Origin of the sequence: Sporosarcina sp. FSL K6-6792 (genome assembly GCF_038004885.1) — a bacterium.
Taxonomy (GTDB): Bacteria; Bacillota; Bacilli; order Bacillales_A; family Planococcaceae; genus Sporosarcina; species Sporosarcina psychrophila.
Window position 1 is genome coordinate 3,519,064 of record NZ_JBBOSA010000001.1, and the last position, 15,382, is coordinate 3,534,445.

Here is a 15,382-nt window from a genome sequence, read left to right on the forward strand (position 1 = left end):
CATATGGACGTTTATAAAATAACAGGCGGCAAACCATTACGAGGTTCAATTAAAGTGAGTGGCGCTAAAAACAGTGCAGTTGCACTTATCCCTGCTTCTATTCTGGCTGATTCCCTAGTTACAATCGAAGGACTGCCAGAAATTTCGGATGTCGTTACCCTTCAGGCGCTACTGGAAGATATCGGTGGGAAAGTTGAATTTAATAAAGGAACGATGACGATTGATCCAACAGAAATGATGTCGATGCCACTTCCAAACGGTAACGTGAAGAAGCTTCGTGCATCCTACTATATGATGGGCGCGATGCTTGGAAGATTCAAGCACGCAGTCATCGGCTTGCCAGGTGGTTGTCATCTGGGGCCACGACCTATAGATCAGCATATCAAAGGTTTCGAAGCGCTAGGCGCGAAAGTAACCAACGAACACGGTGCTATTTATTTGCGTGCGGAAGAATTACGCGGTGCAAAAATCTATTTGGACGTTATCAGTGTTGGTGCAACAATTAATATCATGCTCGCAGCAGTTCTCGCAAAGGGTCGTACGACAATTGAGAATGCAGCGAAGGAACCTGAGATCATTGACGTCGCTACACTGTTGTCCAATATGGGTGCGAAAATCAAGGGCGCAGGAACGAATGTCATTCGTATAGATGGCGTGGAAAAACTTCACGGTACAAAACATACAATTATACCTGATCGAATTGAAGCAGGTACTTTTATGATTATGGCCGCAGCAGCGGGCGATGGCGTTACAATTGACAATGTCATACCGTTCCATGTTGAGGCGCTCACGGCGAAACTTCGTGAAATGGGTGTGGATATTGTTGAAGGAGAAGAACAAATCTTCATTCCAAAGTCGAGAAATCTGCAAGCCGTCGATGTGAAAACACTTGTATATCCAGGTTTTCCAACGGATCTCCAACAGCCATTTTCGGTGTTACTATCGCAAGCAGCCGGACCTTCCGTCATTACGGATACGGTTTACTCGGCTAGATTTAAACATATTGACGAGCTCACTAGAATGAATGCTGATGCACGCGTTGAAGGGCGGTCGGCGATTCTAGCTGGACCGACGCCACTTCAGGCGGCAACAGTACGCGCATCCGACCTTCGCGCAGGGGCCGCGCTCGTTATTGCGGGACTCATTGCCGACGGAGTGACGGAAGTACAAGAAATTCAGCACATCGAGCGCGGGTATAGTTCCCTTATCGAAAAACTTCAGGGAATTGGAGCGGATATCCGCAAAGTGTCGATTTCGAAAGAAGCAATCGTGGGCGAATGAACGACCCAGCACTAGAAAAAAATATGCTATAATTAGTCAGAGTGGCAAAACTTACGGGATTTAACCGTATACCAGGAGGAACACAAATGGAACGCAGTTTATCGATGGAATTAGTTCGTGTTACAGAAGCAGCAGCAGTATCAGCTTCACGCTGGATGGGACGCGGCTTGAAAAATGAGGCGGATGACGCTGCAACAACAGCAATGCGTACAGTATTCGATACTATTCCGATGCAAGGGATTGTCGTAATTGGTGAAGGGGAAATGGACGAAGCACCGATGCTTTATATTGGTGAAAAGCTAGGGACTGGAATTGGTCCTGAAGTGGACGTCGCTGTTGACCCGCTTGAAGGAACAAATATTGTCGCAGCAGGCGGCTGGAACGCACTTGCAGTTCTTGCTATTGCGGATAAAGGCAATCTTCTTAATGCACCAGATATGTATATGAACAAAATCGCTGTTGGCCCTGAAGCGGTTGGTAAAATCGATATCGATGCATCCGTAACTGAAAACCTTATGGCTGTTGCTAAGGCTAAAAATAAAAATATTGGTGACATTGTTGCAACTGTTCTTAACAGGGAACGTCACGCTGCTATCATCGAAGAAATTCGGGCTTCAGGCGCACGCATTAAGCTTATCAATGATGGTGACGTTGCAGCAGCCATCAATACTGCGTTTGATGAAACCGGAGTAGACATTTTATTCGGACTTGGCGGCGCACCAGAAGGTGTTATTGCTGCAGTTGGATTGAAATGCCTTGGCGGCGAAATACAGGGTAGACTGGTTCCTTCAAATGATGCAGAACGTGAACGTTGTATCAAGATGGGAATCGACGTCGACAAAGTGCTTTACATGGACGACCTTGTCAAAGGGGACGACGCCATATTCGCTGCAACTGGCGTAACAGATGGAGAACTTCTTCGTGGCGTGCAATTTAAAGGCGGTTACTGTGAAACACATTCATTAGTCATGCGTTCGAAGTCCGGCACAATTCGTTTTGTTGAAGGCCGTCACAGCATGGAGAAAAAACCTCTGCTTGTCATGCAAGACTGATATAGCTCATCGCCCGGTCATAAACCGGGCATCTTCGCTTGTATAGGAAGTACCTGTATATATCCAGGAGGTCCTCGTCTGAAGTGGACCTTCAGGATATATTCATTATGATATACCTTCCTAGATTAACCTCAAAAATTCAACCCATTAACCTAAAGAGTGGTGCCAAAAGATGACAGTGCTAACAATATCAGCGTTGGAGAATATGATTTTAAAAGAGTTATATGCCCATGCAAAAGAATATAAAATTGCTTATTACAGCAAGTTGACGAAAAGGGAACTTATTTTTGCTATATTGAAATCGAGGGCGGAACAAGAAGGCTTCTTCTTCATGGAAGGTGTTCTTGAAATTATTCAATCCGAGGGCTACGGCTTCCTTCGTCCAATCAACTACTCACCAAGTTCGGAAGATATTTATATATCCGCTTCACAAATCCGACGTTTCGATCTTCGAAACGGTGATAAAGTAAGTGGGAAAGTTCGGCCACCAAAAGAATCGGAACGCTATTACGGTCTTCTACAAGTGGAAGCTGTCAATGGAGAAGATCCAGAAGTAGCACGTGAACGCGTGCATTTCCCAGCACTAACACCTCTTTATCCAGACCGTCATATCAAACTTGAAACGGATCCATTAAAGCTATCGACACGTATTATGGATCTTATCTCGCCGGTTGGTTTCGGTCAGCGTGGACTCATTGCCGCTCCGCCAAAAGCAGGAAAAACACTGTTGTTGAAGGAAATTGCGAATTCAATTACAATGAATCATCCTGACGCGGAACTGATTGTCCTTCTGATTGATGAAAGACCAGAAGAAGTGACTGATATCGAACGCTCCGTTAAGGCTGATGTCGTCAGCTCAACATTCGATGAGTTACCAGAAAACCACGTCAAAGTGGCGGAACTTGTATTAGAACGGGCGATGCGACTCGTAGAGCATAAGCGTGATGTAATCATTCTTATGGATTCCATCACACGACTTGCGCGCGCGTATAACCTTGTTATTCCATCAAGTGGACGTACACTGTCAGGTGGTATCGATCCAGCTGCATTCCATCGTCCAAAACGATTTTTTGGGGCAGCACGTAATCTTGAAGAAGGCGGTAGCTTGACCATTCTTGCGACGGCTTTGATCGACACAGGTTCACGCATGGATGAAGTCATCTATGAAGAATTCAAAGGAACAGGCAATATGGAACTGCATCTTGACCGCAATCTTGCAGAACGACGCATCTTCCCAGCGCTCGACATACGCCGCTCAGGAACACGGAAAGAAGAATTGCTTATTCCAGCTGACCAGCTTGAAAAGCTATGGGCAATTCGTAAAACATTTTCCGATTCACATGACTTTACAGAACGTTTCATGAAGAAATTGCGTCTGACAAAAACAAACGAAGAGTTCTTCGATAAATTAAATGACGAAATGAAAGCCCACCGTAATGGTAAAGGGTTGCTATAATCGAATTCAATTTCTTTGATAGATGGAATGCTTGAAGATAAAGGCTGTGTGGTCTCCCGTTGGCCTATTTTCGGTTCGCTTTGGACAAAGTGAACGCTACACGATTACCGTCAGAACAAGCGCCAACCTTAGTGAATTCGTCACTGAGGTTGGCGCTCTTTTCGGTAATCCTGTTACCGTTATTTGCCCTTCGCTCCCCTATAATGGCCAAAGTAATAGTGCGCTTGCTTTTTATAATAACAGAATAGATTCTTCTCTATTTATTTTCAAAGCACCCGAAGATAAAATTTCGGGCGCTACCCCCAATTCTATAGCTTGCCCATTTCTTAGAAATATCCAATGCAGGCGTCTTTCATTGCCAACTGAAGAGATAATAGTAAGAAATCTAACTTACCCCATATTTGGGACTGTATTTAAATGCATTCTCTCAGTTCATGGAACCACAGGTTGTAAAAGATCTCATCCCTGATAACGAAATGTGATTTCTAATATAAACTATTTAGCGAAGGTACGACTTCGGGGTAGCCGAAGCCAGAAGACTGAAAGCGGTTTTCTTTCTGGCTTATCGCGAGAGGCATCCACAAAGCGCCGCAGCGGTAATAGCAGGATTTCTAATTCAATCTAAGTATTAGAACAAGCGAATTCAATGGAATTCTTTATTGCAACATATGTCGTAGTAAATAAAATAGTTGCATCTACAAAAAAAACTTGTTATAATATTTTAGGTAACTTAAATAATATCTGCGTGCATATACGGTTGACGAATACGGACCGTGTAAGGCATCAGTCTTATAATACAACTCTGTTCCAGATGGTTCAGGGCGAAAGGAGAGAGATTGATGAAAGCAGCAATTCACCCAGCTTATAAAGTAGCAACTGTTACTTGTTCATGTGGTAACACATTTGAAACAGGTTCTGTAAGAGAGGACATCCGAATTGAAGTTTGTTCGGAATGCCACCCATTCTACACTGGACGCCAGAAATTTGCTCAAGCGGACGGACGTGTCGACCGCTTCAACAAAAAATATGGTCTCAAAGAAGAAGGCCGCGAAGAAGAAGGCCAAGAGTAAGATTTTCACAATACCCGTCAGGTGCACATGCGCCGGGCGGGTATTTCTTTTTGGAGAAAAATGTGACTAACACATTTAGGTCTGAAATAAAAGACGTTAAATGCGACTGGTTTTAGGGTATGATAGATAATCTAATGATATGAAAATAAATAATTATATAGAGGCAACTGGAAGGAGATTCACCATGTACGTAACAATGCAAGGCGGTTGGATTGAGGTCATTTGCGGTAGTATGTTTTCAGGGAAATCCGAGGAATTGATTCGCCGAATAAGACGGTCGCAGTTCGCTAAACAAAAAATTGCGGTATTCAAACCGGAAATCGATGATCGTTTTAGTGAAGAAGCCGTCGTCAGCCATAATGGGACAACTGTTATCGCGAATCCGATTGCCAGCTCAAACCATATTGAGCAGTTTGTCACCGAAGATTATGACGTAATCGCAATCGATGAAGCTCAATTCTTCGACGAAGGTATCGTTGACGTCGTGATGGAATTGGCCAATCGTGGATTCCGAGTAATCGTTGCTGGACTTGACCAAGATTTCCGCGGCGAACCATTCGGGCCGATGCCACGTCTAATGGCTGTGGCTGAACACGTTACCAAATTACAGGCTGTCTGCACAGTGTGTGGCTCGCCCTCTAGCCGAACGCAGCGTCTCATTAACGGCACGCCTGCGGGCTATGATGATCCCATTATTCTAGTCGGCGCTTCAGAAGCGTACGAACCAAGATGTCGCAAGCACCACGAAGTACCAAAAGGCGTAACAGCTGCAGCAACTGTAAAAGGATAACAGCAATCAAGCCCGTCCGGCAGAAGAGGGCGGGTTTTTTAGTGTGAAAGGGTGCGGGTGTTGGTGTTTCTTTGGAGTGTTGTCTAGTTTTTCTGTAACGTTACGAACTTCGAACGAAACGTTGCTTACTTCAGCGTCGACGTTGTCTACATTCACCAAAACGTTGCGAACCTCGCGAAACGTTGTTAACTTCCGCAAGAACGTTGCGAACTTCGTGCGAAGCGTTGTCTACATTCGCCGAAACGTTGTGAACCTATCGAAACGTTGTTAAGTTCCGTAAGAACGTTGCCAACTTGGTGCGAAACGTTTCTTACTTCCGCTACGACGTTGTCTACATTCACCAAAACGTTGCGAACTACACGCACAACGTCAGCATCAGTGAAATAATTGTATTTACTAAGAGATTTCCCGTACAATAAACGTACAAAACAGTCCTGAAAATGAGGTGTCAACAATGTTTGAAAGGTTACAAGCAGTAGAAGACCGATATGATCATTTGAATGAAATGCTCAGTGATCCCGCGGTAGTAAGTGACATGACGAAACTCCGTGAGTACTCGATAGAACAATCCGGCTTACAGGAAAAAGTTGAAGTCTATCGTGACTATAAACATGCAAAAGCTGAACTTAAAAGCGCCAAAGAAATGTTGAACGAATCTCTCGACGATGAAATGAAAGAACTTGTCAAAATGGAAGTTTCCGAACTGGAAGACCAAATCGAATCATTCGAAGGAAAGTTAAAGTTATTGCTCGTGCCAAAAGATCCGAATGATAACAAGAACGTTATTATGGAAATCCGGGGCGCAGCAGGTGGCGATGAAGCAGCATTATTTGCTGGTAGCTTATTCCGCATGTACAGCCGTTTCGCGGAAATGAACCACTGGAAAGTTGAAGTGTTGGATTCGTCTCCGACAGAACTCGGTGGCTTTAAAGAAATTATTTTCCTGATTAATGGAACGGGTGCTTATTCAAAATTGAAATATGAAAACGGAGCGCACCGTGTACAGCGGGTCCCGGAAACTGAATCCGGTGGGCGTACACATACATCGACAGCAACCGTCGCTTGCCTTCCTGAAGCAGAAGAAGTTGAAATTGTTATTCATGAAAAAGATATTCGGACGGATACATTTGCATCATCCGGTCCTGGAGGTCAGTCGGTCAACACAACAATGTCCGCCGTTCGATTGACGCATCTTCCAACTGGCATCACGGTGTCGATTCAAGATGAGAAATCGCAAATCAAAAATAAAGAAAAAGCGATGAAAGTATTACGGGCACGCGTTTCTGATAAATTCACACGTGAAATCCAAGATGAGTACGATGAAAAAAGGAAATCAGCAGTCGGTACAGGCGACCGTTCTGAGCGGATTCGCACATACAACTTCCCACAAAATCGGGTAACTGATCACCGTATCGGCCTGACGATCCAGAAACTTGATCAGATTATTGAAGGTAAACTCGATGAAGTTATCGACGCACTTATTATGGAAGAACAGGCATATCGGCTAGAAAGTTTGGATCGTAATGACTGAAAAAATCTATGAAGCTCTTCAGCGGGCTTCTTCTTTATTGGAACAACAAGGCATTGAACCACATGCTGCACAGCTCCTTATGGAATTCGTAACACAAAAGTCTAGGGCTTCTTTATTTGCGGATGTACAGGAACAACTTACAGGCGAACAACACAAGGACTTTTGGGATAAAACCGACGAACTGCTCGAAGGAAGACCCGTACAATATGTAATTGGTGAAGAAGGTTTCTACGGCTACACCTTCAAAGTGGATGAAAATGTTCTTATCCCGCGTCCAGAAACAGAAGAGCTCGTTTACGGTGCGCTTGAACGAAGCCAGAAACTCTTCGCCACTAAAAAAATTACCGTTGCAGATATCGGAACAGGTAGCGGTGCAATCGCAGTTTCATTCAAAAAAGAATGGTCCGAAGCTCTCGTTACTGCAACGGACATCAGTGAAGGTGCGCTTGCAATCGCGAAGCATAACGCAAAAGCAAATGACGCCGACGTGACTTTCCTGCAAGGCGATCTTACTGCACCGATCGCGAAGGACAAATGGGATGTCGTGTTATCCAACCCGCCCTATATCGCACATGATGAAGCGACTTTAATGTCAGGTACAGTCCTCGATCACGAACCGCATAATGCATTATTTGCGGATGAAGATGGACTTTACTTTTATCGAAAACTTGCTGAAACATTGCCGCCACTTATGAACAAGCCCTCCCTCGTCGCAGTCGAAATCGGTTACCTTCAGGGGCCAGATGTGCATAAGTTATTCACAGAGGCATTTCCGGAGGCTTTAGTTGAAACAGTAAAAGATATTAACGGCAAAGATCGAATGATATTTTGCGAGACTCGTGAATAAATCCCCCTTACTCTGGCAACAATGCAGAGTAGGAGGGGATAAAGATGTTAACAGACTACGAGATTATAAGAAAGAAAACTATAGTTCAAAAATTGGTGCCTTATATTGAATTTATTATCCTGCTTATCATTATTCAGGCCTTCATAGCGGTATTCCTAACGGCGACGGAAGAGGATGATGCTATCCGTTTCAGGTTGCTTGCCCATTCAGATACGCCTGCAGATCAGCAGATTAAAATAGGGATTCAACGTGAAATACAGCCGCTAATCGAAAACGCGGTGAATAAGTCACATTCGAAACAAGAACTTGGGGATAACTTGGTCGCACTAGAAAGTGAAATCCTTCAAATTGCTAACGCCATGTCAAACGGTGCTACTATTTCACTTGAACGAAAAGAAGCATTATTTCCACCGAAGCGGTCGGGTCTATTTATTAGCCCACAAGCAACATATGATGCCTATATTTTGACAATTGGTAGTGGACGTGGGGATAACTGGTGGTGTGCAATGTTCCCGAAAATCTGTTTCCCGGATAAGAAAGAGGAAGAAGAGGAAAAAGTCACTTTTTTCGTCTGGGAGTGGATAAAAGGGCTATTCGCATAAAGTTACTAACAAAGTTTGTGGATAAAGTGGTTAAAATGTGTATAAGTGGGGGGTTAGCTCATGGAAACAAAAGTTTTTTCAGTGGATAACTTTATGGATAACGAAAGAAACTATAAACAGGCTGTGGATATTTTAAAAAGTGGCGGTGTCGTCGCGTTTCCTACGGAGACAGTATACGGTTTAGGCGCACTTGCAACTGATGAGTTAGCGGTACAAAAAATATTCGAAGCAAAAGGAAGACCTTCCGATAACCCACTCATCGTACATATAGGTAATAAAGAACAAGTCTTCAACTATGCGACGGATATTTCCGCAGATGCAGAAAAGCTGATGGATACGTTTTGGCCTGGTCCATTGACGCTTGTCTTTCACAAAATACCAGGCGTCATCGCCCCGAACGTAACACCCGGCGTTGAGACCGTGGGCGTACGAATGCCGGATCATCCGGTTGCATTAGGACTTCTACGCGCACTCGGTGAACCGCTTGCAGCACCGAGTGCAAATCGAAGCGGTAAACCGAGCCCAACTGAAGCGGCTCATGTACATAAAGATCTTGATGGGCTCATTCCACTCATTCTTGACGGTGGACAAACTGGTGTTGGCGTGGAGTCAACCGTATTGGATATGACGACCATTCCGCCCACTATTTTACGGCCAGGGGGGACAACGCAAGAAATGATTGAGAGCATCGTTGGTCCTGTAAATTCTGAAACAAAGTCGCCTGGTGAACAAGCACCACGTTCCCCAGGTATGAAGTATTTGCACTATGCACCGGAAGCTCCTCTTTATGTCATTAATTACGACGTGGATAAAATTTATGCAGCTATTGATAAGCTTCATGCTGAAGGCAAGAAGGTCGCGCTGATTGGGCCAGATGAATTGGGCGTTTCAGGCGCTGATTGGTACTTTGCAATTGGTGTGGCAGGTAACAATGAAGCAATGGCGACAAATTTATACGGAGCGCTCCGTAAGTGTGATTTGACGGAAGCGGATCTTATTCTAGCTGTTGAAACGGACTTGGCTGGAGTTGGCGCCGCTGTCATGAACAGATTAATGAAAGCGGCCGAAGGAAAACACTTTATGAACTGAAGCTAATACGAATGACCTCCTCAAATGCCGCATAAGATGAACCGATGCGGTATTCGGGGAGGTTTTATTTTGGCGGAATTATTTGCGGCTGGCATTACGACCTTAGATGTTTTAGTCATTTATTCATTCCTGCAAGTAAATAAAGGGAAACTTACGTTAGCGCTTTGGACGTCATTTCTTAATATGGCTTTCCCGTTTCTTGGATTCGTTACTGGGGAGTTATCCGCACATATATTTACAGTGTGGAGCAGTATATTATCAGGCGTAATGCTTGGGTTGATAGGTATACATATGTTGTTACAAAGTGATACACCGAGCTCTTCATCGAAACAAGTTTCTCCTTTTATCATTGCATTCGCCGTAAGTATCGACGCTTTTTCAGTGAGTGTTTCATTTGGTATGCTCCAAATGGATAAAGTTCTATTTATCGTGGCATCGGGAGCGTTTACTTTTATTTTTTCCTGTGCAGCGCTCTTATTAAAAGGACGTCTTGGCCTTAAAAATGGGAAAGCACTAAGACTAATTGCAGGATTCGCGTTAATAATAATAGGAGTATTGTCATGTTTTCGTTGAAATTTGATGTTTCTTTATTCGCAAAACTCGGCTATTCTAGAGAGAGAGGGTGAAAAAATGAATATATATTTGATTTGCACCGGAAACACGTGTAGAAGCCCGATGGCAGAGGCAATTCTTCGTTCCAGAGGGATTGAGAATGTGTCAGTTCGTTCAGCGGGTGTTCACGCACAAGATGGCTGGCCGATTTCTCTGAACGCGAAAACGCTTATCGAAGAAGCGGACATGCTTTACACGCCCGTTTCAAGAGCTGTTTCAAGTGAGGATTTGAAGTGGGCTGATGTTGTTTTAACAATGACAGAAGGGCACAAAGCAAATCTCATTTACTCCCACCCAGAAGTAAAATACAAAACATTTACACTAAAAGGATTTGTGAAACCGGATTCAACTGGCGATGTGTATGACCCGTACGGAGGCGATATCGATACATATCGGCATGTGTTCAATGAGTTGTCGGGAATTATCGATGTGCTTGAACAGAAATTGATGGAGGAATCGTGATGAGAGAAAAAAGGGGAAAAAAGTTTGGATTAAAGAGAAAGCTTATTCTATTTATAACAATACTTGCGATTGTCACTTACACAACGAGTGCCTTATTCATTAATGTCGTACAACCACAATTTTTTCCGAAATTTGAACCGTTCTGGTTTGCAGTGATGACATATGGAATGGGAATATTTTGGTCGGGCGTGTTAGCGGCACTCTTCAGTACGATTTTAACGAAACCATTACAAAATCTTGAGAAAGCGGCTAACAAAGTCGCAGATGGTGAAATCGGAACGGATATTGTACTGCCGAACTCGTCTGATGAAATCCGCTCAGTGGCGGAAGCGTTTCAGCATATGGTCCTTAATTTGCGTACGATAGTTGGGCAAATTGAGACGAATTATGAAAAGACGGCCACTACAGTTGATAGCTTATCTGCTGAAACCGGAGCCGCTGCGAGACAGGCGGATGCAGTAGCATCTACGATCAAGGAAATAGCCTCTGGCGCAGAGGAATCGGCGATCGCTATCCAAGAAACAGCGGAAGCGATTGAAGATGTTCGGTTATTGGCTGTTGAAGTGAGCAGCAGGGCTGAAGATTCATCTGAACGCTCAAAAGAGATGCTTGAGGAACTTGTACGAACGACAGAGGTATTCCGTATGCTTGTCGATGGCATCCGAAATATGTCTTCACAAAGTGAACTATCACTTGGCACAATTAGGCAACTGGATCATAATGCACAAAAAATCGGTGAAATCGTCCAGCTTGTCGGTAACATTGCGGCACAGACAAATTTATTGGCGCTGAACGCATCCATCGAGGCGGCGCGTGCAGGTGAACATGGTAAAGGATTTGCGGTAGTTGCAGAAGAAGTGCGTGTACTCGCCGATGAAAGCGCCAAAGCAGTACAGGGAATTTCTAATCTTGTAGTAACTATTCAAACCGATGTTACAAAAGTCGTGAAGGAAATGGAAGAACAAGTGAAGACGGCGGCGACCGAAGCAGACCGTGCCAATGAAACGAGTGAAAATGTCGAAGCAATGGCGTCTAAAGTGAACGGTATGGCAGATTCTGTCGTTGAAATCACGAAATTTGTCGAACTTCAGCTGACAAATATAGAGACAACCGCACGCCAATCACAGGAAGTTGCAGCAATTGCGGAACAAACATCCGCTGGTGCGCTTGAAGTCGGAGCAGCAACAGAGGAACAAGTTCAATCCATTGAACAGGCAGATGCGATGGCGAGTGAACTGAAGAGCCAATCCGAAGATCTTTATAATGTCATTAGCCAGTTCGACATAACGAAAAGCGGAAGCAGCCGTTAAGATGCGACAGGCATAAGGCGGATCTGCGTAGTGGCGTTCTTTGCCACATAGCTGAGCCGCCTTATGACCCGAGCGTCTGGCTACTGTAGCTGGACATAACGAAAAGCGGAAGCAGCCGTTAAGATGCGACAGGCATAAGGCGGAAAGGATGGCAGTCTAAGGTCGCGACGTCCTGTCGCAATGACTGCATGACCTGCATCCTGCAGGCCCGAGTGGCGTTCTTTGCCACATAGAGCTGAGCCGCCTTATGACCCGAGCGTCTGGCTACTGTAGCTAGACATAACGAAAAGTGGAAGCAGCGTGAAGACGTGACGTCCTGTCGTAATATGGGGGATGAAGTTCGATCCTTCCCCACTGAATCCTGCAGGTCCAAGGGTTAGGTGATGTAGCTGGACACTTAGAAAAGTGTAAGTGCCTGTTCAGCCCCGAAAAGCGCTGGAAGGCTTGAAGATAAAGGCGTACTTTGCCTTTTTCGGCAGTTCTGAAGCGACTCGAGGAGTTAGGTGTTGTAGCTAGACAATAAGAAAATTCGATTTACAGCCCAATTTTCATTAGGGCTGTGTTTTTTTTGCCGAAAAATGATAGAATGAGTTGTGAGTATATTATGAAAAGAGGGATCCTGTGAAAATCGCGATTTCTTCAGACCATGGCGGAAACAATCTTCGTCAGGAAATTATCAAGTTATTAGCAGAGTTAGGATTGGAATTTGTAGATCTTGGTCCGGATTCGAATGAGGCAGTTGACTTTCCGGACTATGCGACACCCGTCGCAAATGGAGTAGCATCGGGAGATTTCGACCGAGGCATTCTTATTTGCGGAACAGGGATTGGCATGTCTATTGCAGCAAATAAAGTAAAAGGTATCCGCTGTGCGCTTGTTCATGACGTCTTCAGTGCGAAAGCCACAAGGCAGCATAACGACTCAAACATCCTCGCGATGGGAGAACGTGTCATCGGACCCGGTCATGCAAGGGAAGTAGTTGCAGCTTGGTTAAACACGCAATTCGAAGGCGGACGCCATGAACGCCGCATCGGCAAGCTCATGGAACTGGAAAACTAACGAAAAGCGGAAGGCGCCGTATCAAAGGAACGCAGCTTAAGTACGCCACTTCCTGTGGCAATAGCTGCGTGACCTACATCCTGTAGGCCCGCGACAGGCATAAGACGTGAAAAGGAAGGCAGTCTAAGTTCGCGACGTCGTGTCGCAACGACTGCATGACCTGCATCCTGCAGGCCCAAGCGGCGTACTTTGCCGCACAGCGGGAACGACTTATGACCCGAGCATTTGGCCGCTGGAGCTAGACACCATAAGAAGGCAGGTGGTATAAATTGGACGCTTTGAATTTATGGAAGCTTCAACTCGAGCAGCTTTTAGCGGAAGTGGCTGAACAGACAGACCTTATACCGGGCACAATTTTCGTTATCGGCTGCTCGACCTCTGAAATTGCCGGTAAACGAATCGGTACTGGAGGGGCGCTTGAAATTGGAAAAGCGCTATACGACCCCTTAAAAGACTTTGCCAAAAAACATAAACTATTTCTTGCATTCCAAGGATGTGAACATATTAACAGGGCGCTGACAATTGAACGTCACGCGGCTGAAAAGTTCATGCTAGAGCCAGTTTCAGTCATTCCAATGATAGATGCGGGTGGTTCAATGTCGGCCTACGCCTATCAGCATATGAATGACCCTGTAGTTGTAGAGGAAATTCGCGCAAGTGCAGGCATCGATATTGGACAAACATTAATCGGCATGCATTTGAAACGGGTTGCTGTCCCTTTACGCACATCAATTGGGCAAATCGGCAATGCAGTTGTCACGGTCGCAACAACCAGACCGAAGTTAATAGGTGGAATTAGAGCAACATATTTAGAATAGCGGAAGCGGCCCGCATAGACGCGACAGGTGCAAGACGGTTTGCGAGGAGGCGTTCTTCAGCCCCACAGCAAAATGACTTGCGACCCCGAGCGTCTGGCCGCTGTAGACTGGACAAAAAATAGATGATGAAGGGGAATGAGAATATGGAATTGAACAAATTGGGCAACGTACAACGTGAAGATGAGGCAGTATACGAAGCGATTATGGCGGAGAAAAAGCGTCAACAGTCAAATATTGAACTAATTGCATCTGAAAACTTCGTAACAGAAGCAGTTATGGAAGCACAAGGTTCTTATTTAACGAACAAATACGCTGAGGGCTACCCTGGCAAACGCTATTACGGTGGTTGCGAACATGTCGACGTCGTTGAAAATATTGCACGTGACCGAGTGAAAGAAATCTTCGGCGCGGAATATGCAAACGTTCAGCCGCACTCTGGTGCACAAGCAAATATGGCTGTTTATTTTGCAGTACTTGAGCCTGGAGATACAGTTCTTGGTATGAATCTTTCGCACGGCGGTCACTTGACACACGGAAGCCCAGTTAACTTCTCAGGTAAATTGTATAACTTTGTTGATTACGGAGTGAGCAAGGAAGATGAGCTAATTGACTACGAAGATGTCCGTCAAAAAGCGCTTGAGCATAAGCCGAAAATGATCGTAGCGGGTGCGAGTGCCTATCCACGTGAAATTGATTTTGCTAAGTTCCGTGAAATTGCGGATGAAGTGGGCGCGTACCTATTCGTCGACATGGCGCATATTGCAGGGCTTGTAGCAGTCGGCGAACATCAAAACCCAGTTCCACATGCACACTTCGTCACTTCGACAACGCATAAAACATTACGCGGACCTCGTGGTGGACTTATTCTTTCTACAGAGGAATTTGGTCGTAAACTTGACAAGTCAATCTTCCCAGGAGTTCAAGGAGGACCATTGATGCACGTTATTGCTGCAAAAGCGGTGGCATTTGGCGAAGCACAGAAACCGGAATTCAAAACGTATATCCAACAAGTGAAGAGCAATGCGAAAGCATTAGCTGAAGCGCTAATAGCTGAAGGTGTAGACATCGTATCCGGCGGAACAGATAACCATTTGGTTTTGCTTAACCTGCGTTCACTTGAAATCACGGGTAAAATTGCAGAGCACGCACTAGATGAAGTCGGCATCACTACGAACAAAAACACGATTCCATATGACACTGAAAGCCCGTTTGTTACTTCGGGAGTACGACTTGGAACGCCAGCTGTTACAACACGTGGTTTCAAGGAAGAAGAAATGCGAGAAATCGCCTCAATCATGGCGCAGGTTCTGAAAAATCATGAAGACGAAGCTGTGAAGAAAGAGGCTCAGCAACGTGTTACCGCATTGACGGACAAATTTCCGCTATATGCATAATATCTAAAG

15 protein-coding genes are annotated in these 15,382 nt (G+C 45.0%); all 15 read left to right on the forward strand.

Going from position 1 to position 15,382, the window contains the following annotated elements:
• Window positions 1-3: 3 nt before the first annotated feature.
• On the forward strand, window positions 4-1,281 hold the full coding sequence (locus tag MKZ26_RS17225; RefSeq protein WP_067213170.1) for a UDP-N-acetylglucosamine 1-carboxyvinyltransferase: 1,278 nt from the start codon (window positions 4-6) through the stop codon (window positions 1,279-1,281).
• A gap of 86 nt (window positions 1,282-1,367) precedes the next feature.
• Window positions 1,368-2,333: a class II fructose-bisphosphatase gene (gene glpX / locus MKZ26_RS17230; protein WP_067213167.1), complete on the forward strand. Its 966-nt coding sequence runs from the start codon at window positions 1,368-1,370 to the stop codon at window positions 2,331-2,333.
• Between the two features lie 172 nt (window positions 2,334-2,505).
• Window positions 2,506-3,789: a transcription termination factor Rho gene (rho, locus tag MKZ26_RS17235; RefSeq protein ID WP_067213165.1), complete on the forward strand. Its 1,284-nt coding sequence runs from the start codon at window positions 2,506-2,508 to the stop codon at window positions 3,787-3,789.
• 839 nt (window positions 3,790-4,628) lie between these two features.
• Window positions 4,629-4,859 carry a 50S ribosomal protein L31 gene (gene rpmE, locus MKZ26_RS17240; RefSeq protein WP_187045926.1) on the forward strand — a complete coding sequence of 77 codons (231 nt, stop codon included), beginning with the start codon at window positions 4,629-4,631 and terminating at the stop codon, window positions 4,857-4,859.
• Between the two features lie 184 nt (window positions 4,860-5,043).
• The gene (locus MKZ26_RS17245) at window positions 5,044-5,649 is read left to right on the forward strand and encodes a thymidine kinase (protein ID WP_067213160.1); all 606 of its coding nucleotides are present in this window, start codon (window positions 5,044-5,046) and stop codon (window positions 5,647-5,649) included.
• Between the two features lie 454 nt (window positions 5,650-6,103).
• Window positions 6,104-7,180 carry a peptide chain release factor 1 gene (gene prfA, locus MKZ26_RS17250; protein WP_067213157.1) on the forward strand — a complete coding sequence of 359 codons (1,077 nt, stop codon included), beginning with the start codon at window positions 6,104-6,106 and terminating at the stop codon, window positions 7,178-7,180.
• Window positions 7,173-8,027 (forward strand): peptide chain release factor N(5)-glutamine methyltransferase, encoded by an 855-nt coding sequence (prmC, locus tag MKZ26_RS17255; RefSeq protein WP_340766917.1) that lies wholly within the window; start codon window positions 7,173-7,175, stop codon window positions 8,025-8,027. Before prfA ends, prmC begins: the two co-directional genes overlap by 8 nt.
• A 44-nt stretch (window positions 8,028-8,071) precedes the next feature.
• Window positions 8,072-8,629 carry a stage II sporulation protein R gene (locus tag MKZ26_RS17260; protein ID WP_067213153.1) on the forward strand — a complete coding sequence of 186 codons (558 nt, stop codon included), beginning with the start codon at window positions 8,072-8,074 and terminating at the stop codon, window positions 8,627-8,629.
• A 60-nt stretch (window positions 8,630-8,689) separates the two neighbouring features.
• Entirely contained in the window at window positions 8,690-9,718 is a 1,029-nt protein-coding gene (locus MKZ26_RS17265; RefSeq protein WP_340766918.1) for an L-threonylcarbamoyladenylate synthase, read from the forward strand.
• 69 nt (window positions 9,719-9,787) lie between these two features.
• Entirely contained in the window at window positions 9,788-10,291 is a 504-nt protein-coding gene (locus MKZ26_RS17270; RefSeq protein ID WP_338654949.1) for a manganese efflux pump MntP, read from the forward strand.
• A gap of 57 nt (window positions 10,292-10,348) precedes the next feature.
• On the forward strand, window positions 10,349-10,792 hold the full coding sequence (locus tag MKZ26_RS17275) for a low molecular weight protein arginine phosphatase (RefSeq protein WP_187045919.1): 444 nt from the start codon (window positions 10,349-10,351) through the stop codon (window positions 10,790-10,792).
• Window positions 10,792-12,102 carry a methyl-accepting chemotaxis protein gene (locus tag MKZ26_RS17280; RefSeq protein WP_067213143.1) on the forward strand — a complete coding sequence of 437 codons (1,311 nt, stop codon included), beginning with the start codon at window positions 10,792-10,794 and terminating at the stop codon, window positions 12,100-12,102. Before MKZ26_RS17275 ends, MKZ26_RS17280 begins: the two co-directional genes overlap by 1 nt.
• A gap of 621 nt (window positions 12,103-12,723) precedes the next feature.
• Window positions 12,724-13,161 (forward strand): ribose 5-phosphate isomerase B, encoded by a 438-nt coding sequence (gene rpiB, locus MKZ26_RS17285; protein WP_067213140.1) that lies wholly within the window; start codon window positions 12,724-12,726, stop codon window positions 13,159-13,161.
• Window positions 13,162-13,430: 269 nt separating this feature from the next.
• Window positions 13,431-13,979, forward strand: a complete 549-nt coding sequence (locus MKZ26_RS17290; RefSeq protein ID WP_340766919.1) for a TIGR01440 family protein — start codon at window positions 13,431-13,433, stop codon at window positions 13,977-13,979.
• A 143-nt stretch (window positions 13,980-14,122) separates the two neighbouring features.
• Entirely contained in the window at window positions 14,123-15,373 is a 1,251-nt protein-coding gene (glyA, locus tag MKZ26_RS17295) for a serine hydroxymethyltransferase (protein ID WP_340766920.1), read from the forward strand.
• The last annotated feature ends 9 nt before the right edge of the window (window positions 15,374-15,382 follow it).

Bases quoted from the DNA above. Each gene is read 5' to 3' on its own strand.
- MKZ26_RS17225 (WP_067213170.1), top strand. From the start codon at position 4: ATGGACGTTTATAAAATAACAGGCGGCAAACCATTACGAGGTTCAATT.
- glpX (WP_067213167.1), top strand. From the start codon at position 1,368: ATGGAACGCAGTTTATCGATGGAATTAGTTCGTGTTACAGAAGCAGCA.
- rho (WP_067213165.1), top strand. From the start codon at position 2,506: ATGACAGTGCTAACAATATCAGCGTTGGAGAATATGATTTTAAAAGAG.
- rpmE (WP_187045926.1), top strand. From the start codon at position 4,629: ATGAAAGCAGCAATTCACCCAGCTTATAAAGTAGCAACTGTTACTTGT.
- MKZ26_RS17245 (WP_067213160.1), top strand. From the start codon at position 5,044: ATGTACGTAACAATGCAAGGCGGTTGGATTGAGGTCATTTGCGGTAGT.
- prfA (WP_067213157.1), top strand. From the start codon at position 6,104: ATGTTTGAAAGGTTACAAGCAGTAGAAGACCGATATGATCATTTGAAT.
- prmC (WP_340766917.1), top strand. From the start codon at position 7,173: ATGACTGAAAAAATCTATGAAGCTCTTCAGCGGGCTTCTTCTTTATTG.
- MKZ26_RS17260 (WP_067213153.1), top strand. From the start codon at position 8,072: ATGTTAACAGACTACGAGATTATAAGAAAGAAAACTATAGTTCAAAAA.
- MKZ26_RS17265 (WP_340766918.1), top strand. From the start codon at position 8,690: ATGGAAACAAAAGTTTTTTCAGTGGATAACTTTATGGATAACGAAAGA.
- MKZ26_RS17275 (WP_187045919.1), top strand. From the start codon at position 10,349: ATGAATATATATTTGATTTGCACCGGAAACACGTGTAGAAGCCCGATG.
- MKZ26_RS17280 (WP_067213143.1), top strand. From the start codon at position 10,792: ATGAGAGAAAAAAGGGGAAAAAAGTTTGGATTAAAGAGAAAGCTTATT.
- glyA (WP_340766920.1), top strand. From the start codon at position 14,123: ATGGAATTGAACAAATTGGGCAACGTACAACGTGAAGATGAGGCAGTA.